The 15002-nt window shown below is 58.0% G+C and carries 17 protein-coding genes; 7 read left to right on the top strand and 10 right to left on the bottom strand.

Translation table 11 applies throughout. From position 1 onward, the window contains the following. Nucleotides 1–45: 45 nt before the first annotated feature. The 5 genes from GV827_RS04140 to GV827_RS04125 all read left to right on the top strand — a co-directional run bounded on the left by GV827_RS04140 (nt 46) and on the right by GV827_RS04125 (nt 3654). Nucleotides 46–894, top strand: a complete 849-nt coding sequence (locus tag GV827_RS04140; RefSeq protein ID WP_164352438.1) for a peptidylprolyl isomerase — start codon at nt 46–48, stop codon at nt 892–894. Between the two features lie 6 nt (nt 895–900). Continuing rightward, nucleotides 901–2127, top strand: a complete 1227-nt coding sequence (argJ, locus tag GV827_RS04135; RefSeq protein ID WP_164352437.1) for a bifunctional glutamate N-acetyltransferase/amino-acid acetyltransferase ArgJ — start codon at nt 901–903, stop codon at nt 2125–2127. A 22-nt stretch (nt 2128–2149) separates the two neighbouring features. Then, complete coding sequence (locus tag GV827_RS04130; protein ID WP_164352436.1) at nt 2150–2548, top strand: (deoxy)nucleoside triphosphate pyrophosphohydrolase; 399 nt, start codon at nt 2150–2152, stop codon at nt 2546–2548. Nucleotides 2549–2660: 112 nt separating this feature from the next. Next, the gene (locus GV827_RS23840; protein ID WP_268895707.1) at nt 2661–2795 is read left to right on the top strand and encodes a hypothetical protein; all 135 of its coding nucleotides are present in this window, start codon (nt 2661–2663) and stop codon (nt 2793–2795) included. A 101-nt stretch (nt 2796–2896) separates the two neighbouring features. Continuing rightward, nucleotides 2897–3654, top strand: a protein-coding gene (locus GV827_RS04125; protein WP_164352435.1) for an IS5 family transposase whose coding sequence is annotated in 2 segments (ribosomal slippage) — nt 2897–3233 and nt 3233–3654 — 759 coding nt in all. Because the reading frame shifts where the segments join, the coding sequence is not laid out codon by codon here. 83 nt (nt 3655–3737) lie between these two features. Here the strand turns inward: GV827_RS04125 and infB are convergent. The 6 genes from infB to pip all read right to left on the bottom strand — a co-directional run bounded on the left by infB (nt 3738) and on the right by pip (nt 11024). Further along, the gene (gene infB, locus GV827_RS04120) at nt 3738–6206 is read right to left on the bottom strand and encodes a translation initiation factor IF-2 (protein WP_164352434.1); all 2469 of its coding nucleotides are present in this window, start codon (nt 6204–6206) and stop codon (nt 3738–3740) included. 9 nt (nt 6207–6215) lie between these two features. Further along, entirely contained in the window at nt 6216–6836 is a 621-nt protein-coding gene (locus GV827_RS04115) for an RNA-binding protein (protein ID WP_164352433.1), read from the bottom strand. A 22-nt stretch (nt 6837–6858) separates the two neighbouring features. Beyond that, nucleotides 6859–8475: a transcription termination factor NusA gene (nusA, locus tag GV827_RS04110; protein WP_164352432.1), complete on the bottom strand. Its 1617-nt coding sequence runs from the start codon at nt 8473–8475 to the stop codon at nt 6859–6861. Beyond that, nucleotides 8475–9053: a ribosome maturation factor RimP gene (gene rimP / locus GV827_RS04105; protein ID WP_164352431.1), complete on the bottom strand. Its 579-nt coding sequence runs from the start codon at nt 9051–9053 to the stop codon at nt 8475–8477. Before rimP ends, nusA begins: the two co-directional genes overlap by 1 nt. Nucleotides 9054–9192: 139 nt before the next feature. Further along, nucleotides 9193–10053, bottom strand: coding sequence for an ABC transporter substrate-binding protein (locus GV827_RS04100; protein ID WP_164352430.1), 861 nt, complete (start codon nt 10051–10053; stop codon nt 9193–9195). Further along, complete coding sequence (gene pip / locus GV827_RS04095; protein ID WP_164352429.1) at nt 10050–11024, bottom strand: prolyl aminopeptidase; 975 nt, start codon at nt 11022–11024, stop codon at nt 10050–10052. Before pip ends, GV827_RS04100 begins: the two co-directional genes overlap by 4 nt. A 48-nt stretch (nt 11025–11072) precedes the next feature. On the opposite strand from pip, the gene ubiG reads away from it, so the two are divergent. Beyond that, the gene (ubiG, locus tag GV827_RS04090) at nt 11073–11825 is read left to right on the top strand and encodes a bifunctional 2-polyprenyl-6-hydroxyphenol methylase/3-demethylubiquinol 3-O-methyltransferase UbiG (protein ID WP_164352428.1); all 753 of its coding nucleotides are present in this window, start codon (nt 11073–11075) and stop codon (nt 11823–11825) included. Here the strand turns inward: ubiG and GV827_RS04085 are convergent. Genes GV827_RS04085 through GV827_RS04070 form a run of 4 tightly spaced genes read right to left on the bottom strand, consistent with a single transcriptional unit; the run spans nt 11822 to nt 14138 of the window. Then, the gene (locus GV827_RS04085) at nt 11822–12256 is read right to left on the bottom strand and encodes a MarR family winged helix-turn-helix transcriptional regulator (RefSeq protein WP_164352427.1); all 435 of its coding nucleotides are present in this window, start codon (nt 12254–12256) and stop codon (nt 11822–11824) included. The genes ubiG and GV827_RS04085 overlap by 4 nt on opposite strands. A gap of 23 nt (nt 12257–12279) precedes the next feature. Further along, entirely contained in the window at nt 12280–13110 is an 831-nt protein-coding gene (locus GV827_RS04080; RefSeq protein ID WP_164352689.1) for a carbon-nitrogen hydrolase family protein, read from the bottom strand. Continuing rightward, complete coding sequence (gene grxC / locus GV827_RS04075) at nt 13110–13367, bottom strand: glutaredoxin 3 (protein ID WP_164352426.1); 258 nt, start codon at nt 13365–13367, stop codon at nt 13110–13112. The genes GV827_RS04080 and grxC overlap by 1 nt, the downstream gene beginning before the upstream one ends. A 36-nt stretch (nt 13368–13403) precedes the next feature. Next, nucleotides 13404–14138, bottom strand: a complete 735-nt coding sequence (locus GV827_RS04070) for a ComF family protein (protein ID WP_164352425.1) — start codon at nt 14136–14138, stop codon at nt 13404–13406. Nucleotides 14139–14149: 11 nt separating this feature from the next. Here GV827_RS04070 and GV827_RS04065 point away from each other — a divergent pair, with 11 nt between their 5' ends. Next, nucleotides 14150–14968, top strand: a complete 819-nt coding sequence (locus GV827_RS04065) for a methyltransferase domain-containing protein (protein WP_164352424.1) — start codon at nt 14150–14152, stop codon at nt 14966–14968. The last annotated feature ends 34 nt before the right edge of the window (nt 14969–15002 follow it).

Genomic DNA, 15002 nt, shown 5'->3' with positions numbered 1-15002 from the left:
TGTCAATGTAGCAGCCCCAAGACGGGCCAACAGGTAGGACATTCCATGCAAAAACCCCTCACATTCCTTGCCAGCGCGGCATTGAGCCTGACATTGGCCCTGCCTGTCGCTGCACAGGACGAACCCGGCCTTGAAACTGTTGTCGCAACGGTCAATGGCACCGACATTACGTTGGGCCACATGATTGTCGCACGCGCCAGCTTGCCTGAGCAGTATCAGCAGCTGCCAGACGAGATTTTGTTCAAGGGGATCTTGGACCAGCTGGTACAACAGACAGCACTTGCGGCGACCCTTGACGGTGATCTGCCACCCCGCGTAACCCTGTCGCTTGAGAACGAGACGCGCTCCCTTACCGCGGCTGAGGTCATCGAAGGGGTGATGTCCAACCCCTTGGACGAGGATGCCGTCAAAGCCGCCTACGAAGAACAGTATGCGTCTCAGGAACAGGGTGATGAGTATAACGCCTCACACATCTTGGTAGAGACCGAGGAAGAAGCGTTGGCCATCAAGGAAGAGCTGGATAACGGCGCTGACTTTGCCGAGATGGCGCGTGAAAAATCGACCGGTCCCTCCGGTCCCAGCGGCGGTTCGCTGGGATGGTTCGGCAAAGGCATGATGGTTCCGACGTTCGAGGCCGCAGTGGTTGAGATGGAAGCAGGTGCCGTGTCCGACCCAGTGCAGACACAGTTCGGCTGGCATGTGATCAAGCTGAACGAGACACGAAAGTCCGAGGCACCCTCGCTTGAATCGGTACGTGAAGAGCTTGAGCTTCAGGTGCGCCAGACCCGTGTGCAGGAACACATCGAAACCGTGACCGAAGCGGCGGACGTGGACCGCAGCGCATCCGAAGGGCTTGATCCCTCGGTTTTGAAAAATCTTGAGTGGCTGGAGTAAGAACCGTTGGGCAAAATTACAAAGGTTTCGCCACTTGCACCTCTATCCTTTCCAGATCTTCCCGTAATCGACGGCGTGGCTTTTGCAACGGCTGCCGCGGGCGTAAAGTATCAGGGTCGCACTGACGTTATGCTGGCCGAACTGGCGCCTGGCACCACAATCGCCGGGGTTTTCACCCGCTCAAAAACGCGTGCGGCGCCTGTTCTGGATTGTCAGTCAAAGATCGGCGGTGCGTCTAACGCCGGTGCCGCTATTCTGGTCAACTCCGGCAATGCCAATGCCTTCACCGGCCGCAACGGGGTCGAGGCGGTCGAGGCGATTACAAGCGCCGTTGCGCAGACCTGTGGTGTTCCTCAATCACGCGTCTTCACGTCATCAACCGGGGTGATTGGTGAACCGCTCCCCCATGATCGGGTGACTGCCGCGATAGGTGATCTGAAATCCAAATTGAACCCGAATGGCATAGCAGCAGCAGCCAAGGCCATCATGACGACCGATACCTTCCCCAAGGGCGCTTCGGCAAAGGTAGAGATCGACGGCAAGACAGTGTCGATTGCCGGGATCGCCAAGGGATCGGGCATGATCGCGCCCGATATGGCGACGATGCTGGTCTATATTTTCACTGATGCCAAAGTGGAGCAGACCGCGCTTCAGGCAATGGTCTCGGATCATACGGATAAGACTTTCAACTGTATTACTGTGGACAGCGATACTTCGACATCTGACAGCCTGATCCTTGCGGCAACGGGCGCATCTGGCATCGATGCGACCGAAAGCAAATCGTTCAGCGATGCATTACAAGGCGTCATGCTGGACCTTGCCCATCAGGTTGTCCGCGACGGCGAAGGTGCCACAAAGTTCGTAGAAATCGATGTAACAGGTGCGGCGACAGACGCAGACGCCAAGATACACGCAATGGCAATCGCCAATTCACCACTGATCAAGACCGCCATTGCAGGCGAAGATCCGAATTGGGGCCGTGTGGTCATGGCCATCGGAAAATCCGGTGCGGCGGCCGACCGCGACCGCCTGTCGATTCGTTTTGGCGACATCCAGGTTGCCAAGGATGGATGGCGTGATCCGGGCTATTCCGAAGAGTCTGCCGCCGCTCACATGAAGGGCGAGAATATTAAAATCGGTGTCGATCTGGGTCTTGGAGAGGGTCATGCAACAGTTTGGACCTGCGATCTGACCCACGGATACATCGAGATTAATGCAGACTACCGGTCATGACACGTTTGATCGGGCTTTGCGCATGAAAACTGTTCTTGTTTCCGCTGTCGCCCTCATCGACGTGGATGGGCGCGTCCTGTTGGCCCAACGCCCTGAAGGCAAGTCGATGGCAGGACTCTGGGAATTCCCGGGGGGCAAAGTCGAAAAGGGCGAAACGCCAGAAGCTGCGCTGATCCGGGAACTTGAAGAAGAGCTTGGTATCAATACCTGGGCGTCATGCCTGGCCCCGCTGACATTCGCGAGCCATCCCTACGATGATTTTCATCTGCTGATGCCACTTTTCGCCTGTCGCAAGTGGGAAGGGACCCCGATGAGCCGAGAGAATCAGGCGTTGAAATGGGTCCGCGCTCGTGAATTACGCGACTATCCCATGCCTGCAGCCGATATTCCGCTCATCCCGATTCTGCGCGATTGGCTCTAAATTCTCATTCCGCATAAATTTTGGGTGGGTTCTCGCTTATCGGGAAACAATACGCTGGAAGATTAATCAATTGTTTATTATGTTACTCGTGCTGTCTTGGGGGAGAGAGAACATGCTACGTACAATTACGCTTGGCTCTTGTGTGTCGGTTCAGGGTATTTTCGTCAAAGACCTGTCAGACGGTCGTATTGCCGTAAAGGTGGACGAGACGATCTATGCCGGGATACCAGTTAGCCGGAAGAACTAAGACCGCATTCGGTCAACGACCTTAGCAAACTAGGGCCTGTGGACATTCAGGATTCCCATTTGGCCTGATTTTTGATTCAAACTTCCAAAATGGAGGTTTGTATGAACGATCAGCGGTTTGTGGTGTCGGACGTATTGTGGCAACGGCTTGAACCGCATCTTCCGGGAAAGGTAAGCGATGCCGGAGCCTCGGCGAAGGACAATCGCCTGTTTCTGGAAGCGGTCTTTTCGCGGGTGCGCACCGGGTCGCCGTGGCGCGACCTGCTGCCCACCTTGGGCAATTGGAACAGCCAGTTCCGGCGGTTTCGTCGGTGGGCCAAGTCCGGCGTATTCGAGAGTCTTTTCAATGCTATGAGCAGTGATCCCGACCTCGAATATGCGCTCATTGACGGGACCATCGTTCAGGTCCATCAGAAGGCAACCGGCGCAAAAGGGGGACTCAGGCTCAGGCCATTGGGCGCTCGCGTGGCGGGCTAACGACCAAGATCGTTGCATTGGTGGATGCGCTCGGTAATCTGGTGCGCTTTCTGCTGCTGCCGGGACAAGCGCATGATATGAAAGGTGTCGCGCCGTTGATCAGGGGTGTTTCTTTTGATGCGCTGCTCGCGGACAAGGCGTTTGATGCGGACTGGTTATTACAAAACCTCGACGAGCGCGGCGCAACCGCCGTTATCCCGCCCAAAGCCAACCGCAAAATCCAGCGCGATTATGACACTGAGGTCTACAAGTGGCGACATCTGGTGGAGAACTACTTCGCAAAGATCAAAGAGTTCAGAGGGATAGCCACAAGATACGACAAAACGGACTGTAGCTACACCGCTTCCTGGAACTTGGCAGCGACCCTCGTCGCATCAAGATGATTGTCCACAGGCCCTAAGGGACGATACGAAAAAAGGGGCTGCATGATATGCAGCCCCTTTTTCTTGTTTCTTTATCCAAAGGATCAGGTCAGCGTACGCTCGACCTCTTCCCGCTCAAAGATTTCGATCACGTCATCAGGACGAATATCGTCATAATTCTCGAACGCCATGCCGCATTCCTGACCAGACTGAACCTCGGCCACTTCATCTTTGAAGCGCTTCAGTGTCTTAAGCGTGCCTTCGTGGATCACCACGTTGTCACGCAGCAGGCGCACACCGGCGGAACGACGGGCAACACCTTCGGTGACCAGACACCCGGCAACCTTGCCGACGCCTGTGACCTTGAAGACCTCTTTGATCGTTGCGTACCCGATAAAGGTTTCTTTGATCTCAGCGCTCAGCAGACCAGAGGCCGCAGCTTTCACATCGTCGACCAGATCGTAGATCACCGAATAGTACCGGATCTCCACACCCTTCTGGTTCGCCGTGTTCCGCGCGGATGCGTTGGCACGGACGTTAAAGCCCATGATTGGCGCACCAGACGCTTCGGCCAGACCCACGTCCGTTTCAGTGATCGCACCTACACCCGAGTGAAGGACACGCACGCGCACCTCGTCGTTGCCGATCTTTTCCATCGCCTGAACGATGGCTTCGGCAGAACCCTGCACATCGGCTTTGACCAGAATTGGCAGCTCTGACACGTCCTCATCCGCCTTGGCATTCGCCATCAGCTGTTCAAGGGTCGTTGCTGCACCGGCAGCCGCGCGCTTGTCCTTGGCGGCATTTGCCCGGTAATCTGCGATCTCGCGCGCCTGCGCCTCTGTATCGGTCACGTTCAGCACGTCGCCCGCTTCGGGTGTACCGTTCAGACCCAGAACCTCAACCGGCACGGATGGCCCGGCCTCTTTGACCCGATTACCCTGATCGTCGATCAGCGCACGGACCTTACCGTACTGTTCACCCACGACAAAAATATCGCCCTGATGCAGCGTGCCGTTCTGTACCAGAACAGTTGCAACAGGGCCGCGGCCCACATCAAGTTGCGCTTCGATAACCGCACCGACAGCGGCGCGATCAGGATTCGCCTTAAGCTCAAGGATCTCGGCCTGAAGCGCGATGGCCTCCAGCAGTTCATCCAGACCCTGACCGGTGATGGCCGAAACCTCGACGTCCTGCACATCGCCAGACATCTTCTCAACAACCACTTCGTGCTGAAGCAGGTCTGTCCGCACCTTGTCGGGGTTGGCGGCAGGCTTGTCGACCTTGTTGATTGCAACGATCATCGGCACCTTGGCCGCCTTGGCGTGGTTAATCGCCTCAATCGTCTGGGGCATCACGGCGTCATCCGCCGCGACCACCAGCACCACGATATCCGTGACCTGCGCGCCGCGTGACCGCATCGAGGTAAACGCTGCGTGGCCCGGTGTATCAAGGAACGTCAGAACGGCACCAGTGTCAGTCTTTACCTGATACGCACCAATGTGCTGGGTGATGCCACCGGCCTCACCCGCAACAACCTTGGCGTTTCGGATCGCATCCAGCAGCGACGTCTTACCGTGGTCAACGTGACCCATGATGGTGATGACTGGTGGACGCGACTGAAGCTCTTCGGGTTTGTCTTCGACCTCTTTAATCACATCCTCAACGTCCGCGTCAGAAACGCGCACAACCTTGTGACCAAACTCTTCGATGATCAGCTCAGCGGTATCCGCATCGATCGTTTCGTTCTGCGTCACCATCATCCCGTTTGTCATCAACGCTTTGACGACTTCGCCAACGCGCTCTGCCATACGGTTCGCCAATTCCGATACAACGATCGCTGGCGGCAGTTGCACTTCGCGAATGACCTTTTCGCGTTCTACAGCACCGCCCATCGCTTTCTGACGCGCACGCTCTTGCTTGCGCTTCATCGCGGCCATTGAGCGGTGACGCCCGCCCTCGCCACCGGATAGCGCCTGGTTGACGGTCAGCTTACCGGAGCGACGGCTGTCGGTGCCACGGTTCTTTTTGTTGGTCTCTTCGCGGTCCCGCTCTGTCTTGCGTGGGGCTGCGACCGGGGCCGCCTTGCTTGCAGTGGGTCGCGCGACAGCTGGTTCAACAGGAGCAGCCGCAGCTTGCGCTGCCGCTTCGGCTTCCCGCTTGGCGCGCTCTTCTTCCTCGGCCTTCGCCTTGAGGCTTTCTTCACGCTCGCGGTCGGCACGCTCTTTCTCTTCTTGTTCCGCACGGCGACGCTCGCGATCTTCGGCGCGTGCTTTCTCTTCTGCCTGGCGGGCCGCAGCTTCTTCGGTTTCACGGGCCTTGGCGGCCTGAACCGCCTTCAGGCGGCGCTCCATCTCAGCATCAGAGATGCCGGCAGGACGCTTGGACGGATCGCCAACAGGCTTTGATCCCGGTGCCGCAGGCTTGGCCGCACCCGCCTTGGGAACCACAACGCGCTTGCGCTTGGTTTCAACCACGACATTCTTGGTCCGCCCGTGGCTAAAGCTTTGCTTTACGTTGCTTGGCCGCGAGCCACGCAGACCCAATGTTTTTTTGCCGTCACTATCGCTCATGAAGCTCGTCTATCCTTTCGAACGGCCGTTGCCGCCCTCGTTTTTGCGCACGCCTTTAAGTCGTTGGGCTTCCTCTACAACACGCAGAGTGAGTCCACCAGAGGCGAGCGCCCCATGTATCACAGTTTGGCGTCCGAATGCCAAACCCAATTCATCCGCCGTCAGCCACCCGATGTAGCGGCCGTAATGCGGCGTGCTCAGTTTCGATTTCCCGCGTCCCGAGCCATCGCTGGCCTGTATCAGAACCTCGGCTTCTTCCGATTGCAGCCAGCTTTTGACTTTCTCATAGCCGGCGACGGCCTTGCCGCCCTTGCGCTGGAGCGAGATCAGGTCAACGACCCGCCGCGCCAGTTGTTTTTCCACCTCGTCAACCAGCCCCTCCCGCACGGTGACTTGGGTCTTGGCGGCGCGGCTGAAAAGTTTCTTTTTCACCGCCAGTTCAACCGCATCACGATCAGCTGCCACATACATGCCACGGCCCGGCAGTTTGCCAAGGATATCCGGGACGACCTGCCCGTCGGGGCCCACCACGAAACGGATCAACCCATACTTAGGTTGCACCTCACCCGTGGCAATGCACTTGCGTTCAGGACCGTCACTCCGGTCTTTCGAGACGCCACCGCGACCCATCAGGAGACCCCGAGGCCTGAGATCAGGCCTCGACCTCCTGTTCTTCTGTCTCGTCTTCTTCGGCTTCTTCCGCCTCAAGATCGGCAGGATCGACCCAACCCAGCATGACGCGGGCTGTCATGATCATGTCCTGTGCTTCCTCAAGGCTGATCCCGAATGGCTCAAGCGCACCATCGTCCTTCACGCGTTCCCCGTCGACCGTCGTCCAGCCACCGGCCAGTTCCCAGTCCGCACAGGTTGCAAAATCTTCGAGCGTTTTCACGTCGTCCTTTGCCAGCGCTTCAATCATTTGGGGTGTCAGACCCTCGAATTCAATAAGGCTGTCCTCGACACCCAAAGCACGGGCGTTATCAAGCGCCGCTTTGTTCTGCGCTTCCAGCACGTCACGCGCCCGCGCCTGAAGTTCGTTCGCGGTGTCCTCATCGACGCCGTCGATCACCAGCAGTTCGTCAACTTCGACGTAAGCGACTTCTTCGAGATTGGTAAATCCTTCGGCGACCAGAAGTTGCGCAAAGAATTCATCCAGATCCAGCGTATCCATGAACAGCTTGGTGCGCTGCTCGAACTCTGCCTGACGGCGGGCGCTTTCCTGCTCTTCGGTCATGATGTCGATATCAAGACCGGTCAGCTGGGAGGCCAGACGCACGTTCTGGCCACGACGACCAATAGCAAGTGAAAGCTGCTCTTCAGGAACAACCACTTCGATCTTGCCCGCTTCCTCGTCCAGAACAACCTTGCTGACCTCAGCGGGTTGCAATGCGTTCACAAGGAAGGTCGGCTGATCTTCGTTCCACGGGATGATGTCGATCTTTTCGCCCTGAAGCTCGTTCACAACCGCTTGCACACGAGAACCGCGCATACCCACACAGGCACCGACAGGATCGATTGAGTTGTCATAGGAAATCACGGCAATCTTGGCGCGCGAACCAGGGTCACGGGCCACAGCCTTGATCTCGATGATACCATCGTAAATTTCGGGCACTTCCATCTTGAAGAGCTCGGCCATGAACTCGGGCGCTGTGCGGCTCAGGAAGATCTGCGGCCCGCGCTGCTCGCGGCGCACGTCCTTGATGTAGACGCGAATACGGTCATTCGGACGATAGCTTTCGCGACCGATCTTCTCGTTCCGGCGCAGGATCGCCTCACCGGCGCCCACGTCGACGATAACGTTGCCGTACTCCTCGCGCTTGACCAGACCGTTGATGATCGTGCCTGCGCGGTCCTTGAATTCCTCGTACTGGCGATCACGCTCTGCTTCGCGGACCTTTTGCAGAATCACCTGCTTGGCGGACTGCGCAGCTATGCGGCCCATCTCAACGGGTGGTACTTCCTCAACCAATGTATCGCCGACCTTGGGGTCATCCAGATACTGCTTGGCCTGCTCAACGGTCATTTCCGCCTGGTAGTTCTCAAGCTCTTCATCCTCGACCACGGTGCGCACGCGGGTGAATGTCGCCTTACCGGTCTTGCGGTCGATCGACACACGAATGTCCATTTCCGCGCCATAGCGAGACTTTGCCGCACGGGCGAGCGATTCTTCCATCGCTTCGACCACCAGACCGGGGTCGATCATCTTTTCACGGGCAACAGCCTCGGCTGTTTGCAGCAGCTCAAGCTGGTTGGCAGATGTAATGGCCATTAGTTTTCTCCCTCAGCGGACCCTTCGGTCTCAATCTCATCAAACTGGGTTTCGTCAATCGCGCCCGACGCTTTGCGTTGGCGCAGCATTTCCTTGATCAGCTCATCGGTCAGCACCAGCTTGGCGTCCGACAACCAATCGAATTTCAAACCGATCGTGCCTTCTTCGACATTGATGAGCACTTCATCACCTTCGACACCGGCCAGTTCACCTTTAAACCGGCGGCGGCCGCCGACAAGTTCTTCGGTCTCAATCTTCGCTTCATAGCCTTCGAACATGTCGAAATCCTTGAGGCGCGTCAGCGGACGGTCAATGCCGGGGCTTGAAACTTCAAGCGTATATTCGTCCAGAATCGGATCCTCGACATCCAGCACCGCGCCCAGCGCCTGGTTGATCTGCGCCAGATCATCAACCTCGATCCCGCCTTCGGGCCTGTCGGCCATGATCTGAAGCGTCGACTGCTTGCCCGACATCAGACGCACGCGCACCAGTTCGAACCCCATATCCTCGATCACCGGTGTGATGATCTCGGCCATGCGGCGGTCAATGGCGGCTTTGGCAATCAGGTCGTTGGTCATGGGTTCCTACTGGATACGACTAGGCACAAAAAAACGGGCGCGCGGCCCGTTGCAAAGTTCGGTGGAGCGTTTGGTGTGGACCCGAACGCACCGCTGTTGAAAGCCATATACGTGTGGAAGACCGAATCTGCAAGGGGGTTCAGGCGAACCACCACCGTTCGGCCGCGCGCAGGTTATCTAAGGGTCGGACGTGGCTGACTTTTGCCGGTTGAAGAACGTCTGTTGAAATAGCCTGCATCGGATGCCGTGCATCAGGCATCACATTGATCTCTGTCAGCCCTGCAACACTCCGCGCATCGGTCACGTCCACAGCATCCACCAGATATTCGCCCAGCGCCTGACCGCGCACCGGTTCAGAGGAAATCGAAGTCAGTTCAACTTCGTCAAACCAACCGGCGCTGCCATCCTTGTAGTGCTGGGCAACCCGTGCGGTCAAAAGCCGCTGGCCCGGCGTAAAGCCGGTCACTTGATAAAGCCCGGTTCCAATTCCACCCTCAGGATCATGCGCCGGACGGATAATAAACTGAGGATCTGACAGCAACAGCGGCAGACCGGCGTTTGCAGTCTCCAGCATAATCTGAACACGATGCTGGCCCGTTGCCCTAACTTCGCCTTCCAGCGCGCCTTGCAGGCTCATCACCACATCCAACGCGGTCAACGGCATACCGTCATGGAAAGAAACGTCTGGCCGCAGATCAAAAGACCAGACCCGCGCGTCCTCGGACACCTGCCAGCCCGACGCCAGTTCAGGTCGCAGAGTGCCATCTGCAGCCACTTCGGTCAGCGTATCAAACACCATCCCCTGCCGCGCAACCTGCATGAAAAGACCATCGCCTTTTACCCAGGTATCCTGCCGTGTGCCGCCGGAAAGCGCGATGCGCAAACGGCCACCAGATTTGGGTGCGCCTGCAGCGGACACACCCGTCGCCGCCAGCAAAGCAGCGGCCGCAGCGCTAGAGAAAAGCGCACGTCTGTCCATCAGGGAGGCCCGCTTGCTCATACCTGCGCTCCGATCTTGTCCATCGCACGCACCAGCTCGGCGGAAATCCCCGGTTCGGACAGGGCATGGCCTGCGTTGCGCACCATCTTCAGTTCGCTCACGGGCCAGCGTTCGGCCAAGGCATAGGCGCTGGTAGGTGGGCAGATCATGTCATAGCGCCCCTGCACGATCACGCCGGGAATATGTTCGATACGCTTCATCTGAGCGAGGATCTGACCGTCAAACTCAAGAAACGCGCTATTTGTGAAATAATGGTTCTCAAGCCGCGAAAACGCCCGCGCATATTCTGCCGGTCCCTCGTGAGAACCCCCCGACGAATGAATTGACGCCAGCGCGTTTTCCCACGCGGCCCAGGCCCGGCCATAGCGCTGTTCCATTTGCAAATCACCGGAAAACAGCCGCCGATTATAGGCCTTGATCAGATCATCGCGCTCATCTTCGGGGATCAGCGACACAAACCGTTGCCACACCTCAGGCCAGAATTTCCCCGCGCCGCCACCATAAAACCAGTCCAACTCGGCCTTGGTCGCAAGAAAGACACCGCGCAGGACCAGATTGCGCACCGCGTCGGGATGAGTCTGCGCATAGATCAGCGACAGCGTCGCGCCCCACGAGCCACCAAAGACCACCCATGTGTCGATCCCAAGCTCCCGGCGAATCATTTCAATGTCTGCAACCAAATGCCACGTCGTGTTATCCGTTACACTTGCATGCGGTTTTGACCGTCCGCAGCCGCGCTGATCAAACAGGATCACGCGGTACTTCGACGGATCGAAATAACGCCGCATAGAGGGGCTGCACCCCCCGCCGGGCCCACCATGTAGCACCACAACCGGGATTCCGTCCGGGTTGCCACATTGCTCCATGTAGACCTGATGCCCCTGCCCCACGGCCAGCGTCCGCTGATCGAATGGGTCAATCGGCGGGTAAAGATACTGAACAGCACGTTTTTGGTCGGGAAACTTGTCCATCACTGCCCTATATACGCCTCAAGACATGAAGAACATAGGGAGCACGACATGCAAACGGCTCAATCAACAATCGACGCGGGCGAAATTGCTAAATTTGAGGCAATGGCGGCGGAATGGTGGAATCTGAACGGCAAGTTCAAGCCGTTGCATATGCTGAACCCCTGCCGGTTGGATTATATCACAAGCCAGATCGCCGGAGAGTATGACCGCGATCTGAAATCTGAAATGCCCTTCAAAGGGCTGCGCATTCTCGACATCGGCTGCGGTGGCGGACTGCTGGCTGAGCCAATGGCCCGGCTGGGCGCAGATGTAGTTGGCGCCGATGCGGCTGCCGGGAACATTCCTGTCGCCCAGGTCCATGCCGAACAATCCGGGCTTGAGATCGACTATCGCCACACCACCGCCGAAGACATGGCCGCAGCGGGTGAAAAGTTCGACGTCGTGTTGAACATGGAGGTTGTTGAGCATGTCGCCTCACCCATCGACTACCTGCGCGCCTGCCACGATTTGCTGAAGCCCGGTGGGTTGCACATCTGTTCGACCATCAACCGGAACCCTAAGTCTTACGCCATGGCGATTGTGGGCGCTGAACATATCATGCGCTGGCTGCCAAAGGGCACGCATGAATGGTCGAAATTCATCACCCCGGATGAGCTGTTTGACCTGATGCGCGAGGCAGGGCTGGAGCCGGTGGACCATAAGGGCTTTGTCTTCAACCCGATTTCATGGTCATGGAAACTGTCCGACCGGGACTTGAGCGTCAACTACGTGACCGCCAGCCTCAGACCTCAAGAAGCTTAACCAAGCTTCAGCCGGATCTCTCGGAGAATGGGAAGGGCAGCGCGCGCCTGCTCTTCCCCCAAATCCTCGACAACTTGATTGATCATGGGCGTAATCGCCGCGATCGCGGTATCGCGTGCCTGCAACCCTGCAGGACTGATCGCAACCATCTTGCGACGCGCATCATCCCAATCGGGGCGAATGTGTATGTACCCGGCCCATTCCAGCTTGTTGAGCGTGTTGGTCATCGCACCGCGCGTCACACCGAATTTTTCGGCCAACCGCGCAGGAGAGCTTTCGCCCTTCTGCCAGCCAAGATGATTCAGAACGGAAAAGTGTGAAATCTCCATGCCTTTGGGCAAAACCCGGCTTAGTCGTCCGCGCATTGCATGATCAGCCGCCAGCATTTCGCTGATCAGCAGGATGGCTAGTGTATTTCGATCTTCACTCATGCATCGCCTGACTGATGCCCCTCCTAAGGGTCGGAGAATTCGCGCGCGTTATCAAGGCTGGGCACCCGTTTGCGCGCTGCACCCACTTTTTCCATATCCAGATCAAACTTGTAAACGCCAGGCTCAGTGCCTGCATCAACAAGCACCTCACCCCAGGGCGCGACGACCAAGGAATGACCATATGTGTCGCGCGTTCTGTTCGTTTTGCTGGCATGCGTGCCGGTTTGCGCCGGTGCAATGACGAAGCAGCCCGATTCGATGGCCCTTGCACGCAGCAGCGCATGCCAATGGGCGGCACCTGTCACCGGCGAAAACGCCGCCGGTACGGTGAATACCTGCGCGCCTGCCTGTGCAAGCGCACGAAAAAGATGCGAGAACCGCAAGTCATAGCAAACCGTCATACCGATCTTGGCAAAATCGGCCTTGGCCAGAACCGCCTGTGTACCTGGACGATACCCTTCCGATTCGCGCCATGTCTCTGTCTCGCTGATCTGAACATCGAACATGTGGATCTTGTCGTACTTTGCAGCGATCTTACCGTCCGGGCCAATCAGGAAAGACCTGTTTGCGAAACGCCCGTCCGCATCGTTGGTTTTCAGCCCAAGCGATCCGATCAACAACCATACACCCGCCGACTTCGCTTCGGCACGCAAGGCGGCAAGCGTTATGTCATCGTCTTCGAACTGAAGCACATCCTGCTGATGGGTGCGGCTGGTGGAAATGCAATTCGTCACTTCCGGCGTCAGGACAAATTGCGCACCGTCTGCAACCGCTTGCCTGAACATGCCAAGGGTGACCGGCAGGTTCTCTGCCGGATCGTCCGTCACATTCAGCTGCAGGATGGCCGCCTGCATCATGCTGCCAGCAAAGCGTCGAGCTTGCCTGCACGCTCCAGCGCGTGAAGCTCATCACAGCCCCCGACATGGGTGTCCCCGATAAAGATCTGCGGCACCGTGCGCCCACCATTCGCGCGCTCAATCATCTCGGCCTTGCGGTCTGGCTCTGCCCAGACATCGACTTCTGAGAAGTCCACGCCCTTACTGTTCAGCAGGCGTTTCGCCGCATGGCAAAAGCCACAAAGGGGCGATGTGTAGATTTCGACAGGTTTCATGGCCCGGTCCTTTCAACAAATAGGTTGAAAGGTCATTTAGGCGTCTTTGGCCACCCGCGCCAGTGTCACAACGCATATCGGCCCTGACCCGGCCTCAAGGCAGGCGCGCGTGCACGCGGCAAGCGTTGCCCCGGATGTCATCACATCATCCACCAACAGGACCGGCCGCCCAATCAGCCGGTGTCGTCGTCGCGGGTGCACGCGGATGGCGTTTTTCACTGCTTGCACACGGTCTTCCCGGCCCAGTCCATCCAGGCTCCGCGTGCGTCTATACCGCTGTAGCAAATCAGGGCACATGGGCCGGTCCACCCGTGCCGCCAACACTTTGGCCAGCAGGGCAGACTGATTGTACCGCCGCTTGATCATCCTTTGCCAATGCAGTGGTACCGGCGCAATCAAGGTATTTGCCGTCACAAGATCCTTGACCGCTGTGGCCAGCCACAACCCGGCAGGCCGCGCAATTTCCTGTCGGTCGCCGTGCTTCAGCGCCAACACCAGTTTGCGCCCCGTATCACGATAAAGCATCGCTGACCGGCCTCGGTCCCAAGGGCGGGGCATTTGCAGGCAAGCGTCGCAATGCGGGGCGTCACCGCCATCCGCACCGGGCAGCGGTGTGCCACATGCATCGCATACCATACCGCCAATGAAGGCAGTATCCTTCCAACAACGCCCGCAAAGTCCGAAATCACCGTCCACTACCGACCCACAGGTCAGACAGCGAGCGGGATAAATCGCGTTCAACCCTGTTTGAAGTCCATGCAGTAACGCCATATGTGACCCGAATGACCCAACAACCGACCATGACTGACACCACGGCCCTTGCCCGGCACCGCGCCCGTGCGCGCGAAGACGCGTTGTTTTTGCACATGGCCGCTGCCGATGAGATTGAAGATCGTATGGGTATGGTTAACAAGTCGTTTACCTCGACTGCGGTTGTCACGGGTTTTCCTGATTTCTGGGGCGCGCGGTTCCCGGCTGCCACGATTGTCGCAGACGCCGATACCCTCACGCTCGCTCAAAATCAGCACGATGTCGTCCTTCATGTGATGTCCCTGCACTGGACCAATGATCCCATTGGCCAATTGATCCAATGCCGCCGTGCCCTGAAACCCGATGGCCTGTTGCTGACGGCTTCCTTTGGCGGGCAAACCCTCCACGAGCTGCGTGCCTGCCTTGGTCAGGCCGAAGTCGAGGTAACAGGCGGCCTGTCCCCCCGCATTGCCCCGATGGGAGAACTGCGTGACATGGGCGGCCTGCTGCAACGCGCAGGTCTGGCGTTGCCCGTCGCCGATGCCTTGCCACTGACCGTTGAATACAAGGATGCCTGGGCGCTCATGCACGACCTGCGCGCCATGGGGGAAACAAACGCGCTGGCCCAGCGCCTGCGCCAACCATCAAAGCGCGCGGTGTTCGAACGCGCCACTGACCTCTACCAGAACCACTTTGCAACCGCTCAAGGGCGCATCACCGCGACCTTCGAGCTGATCTTTCTGACCGGCTGGGCACCCGATGAAAACCAGCCCAAACCCCTGCGCCCCGGATCGGCGCAGCAGCGTCTGGCGGATGCCCTTGGGGCAACTGAGACAAAACTGCCCAATTGACCATCGCCAAAAACCCCCTATCTGAGGCCGACGT

Source organism: Sulfitobacter sediminilitoris (genome assembly GCF_010667575.1).
In the GTDB taxonomy this organism is placed as follows: domain Bacteria; phylum Pseudomonadota; class Alphaproteobacteria; order Rhodobacterales; family Rhodobacteraceae; genus Sulfitobacter; species Sulfitobacter sediminilitoris.
Note: the sequence above shows the minus strand (reverse complement) of the source record. Positions and strands in the feature narration are given on the sequence as shown.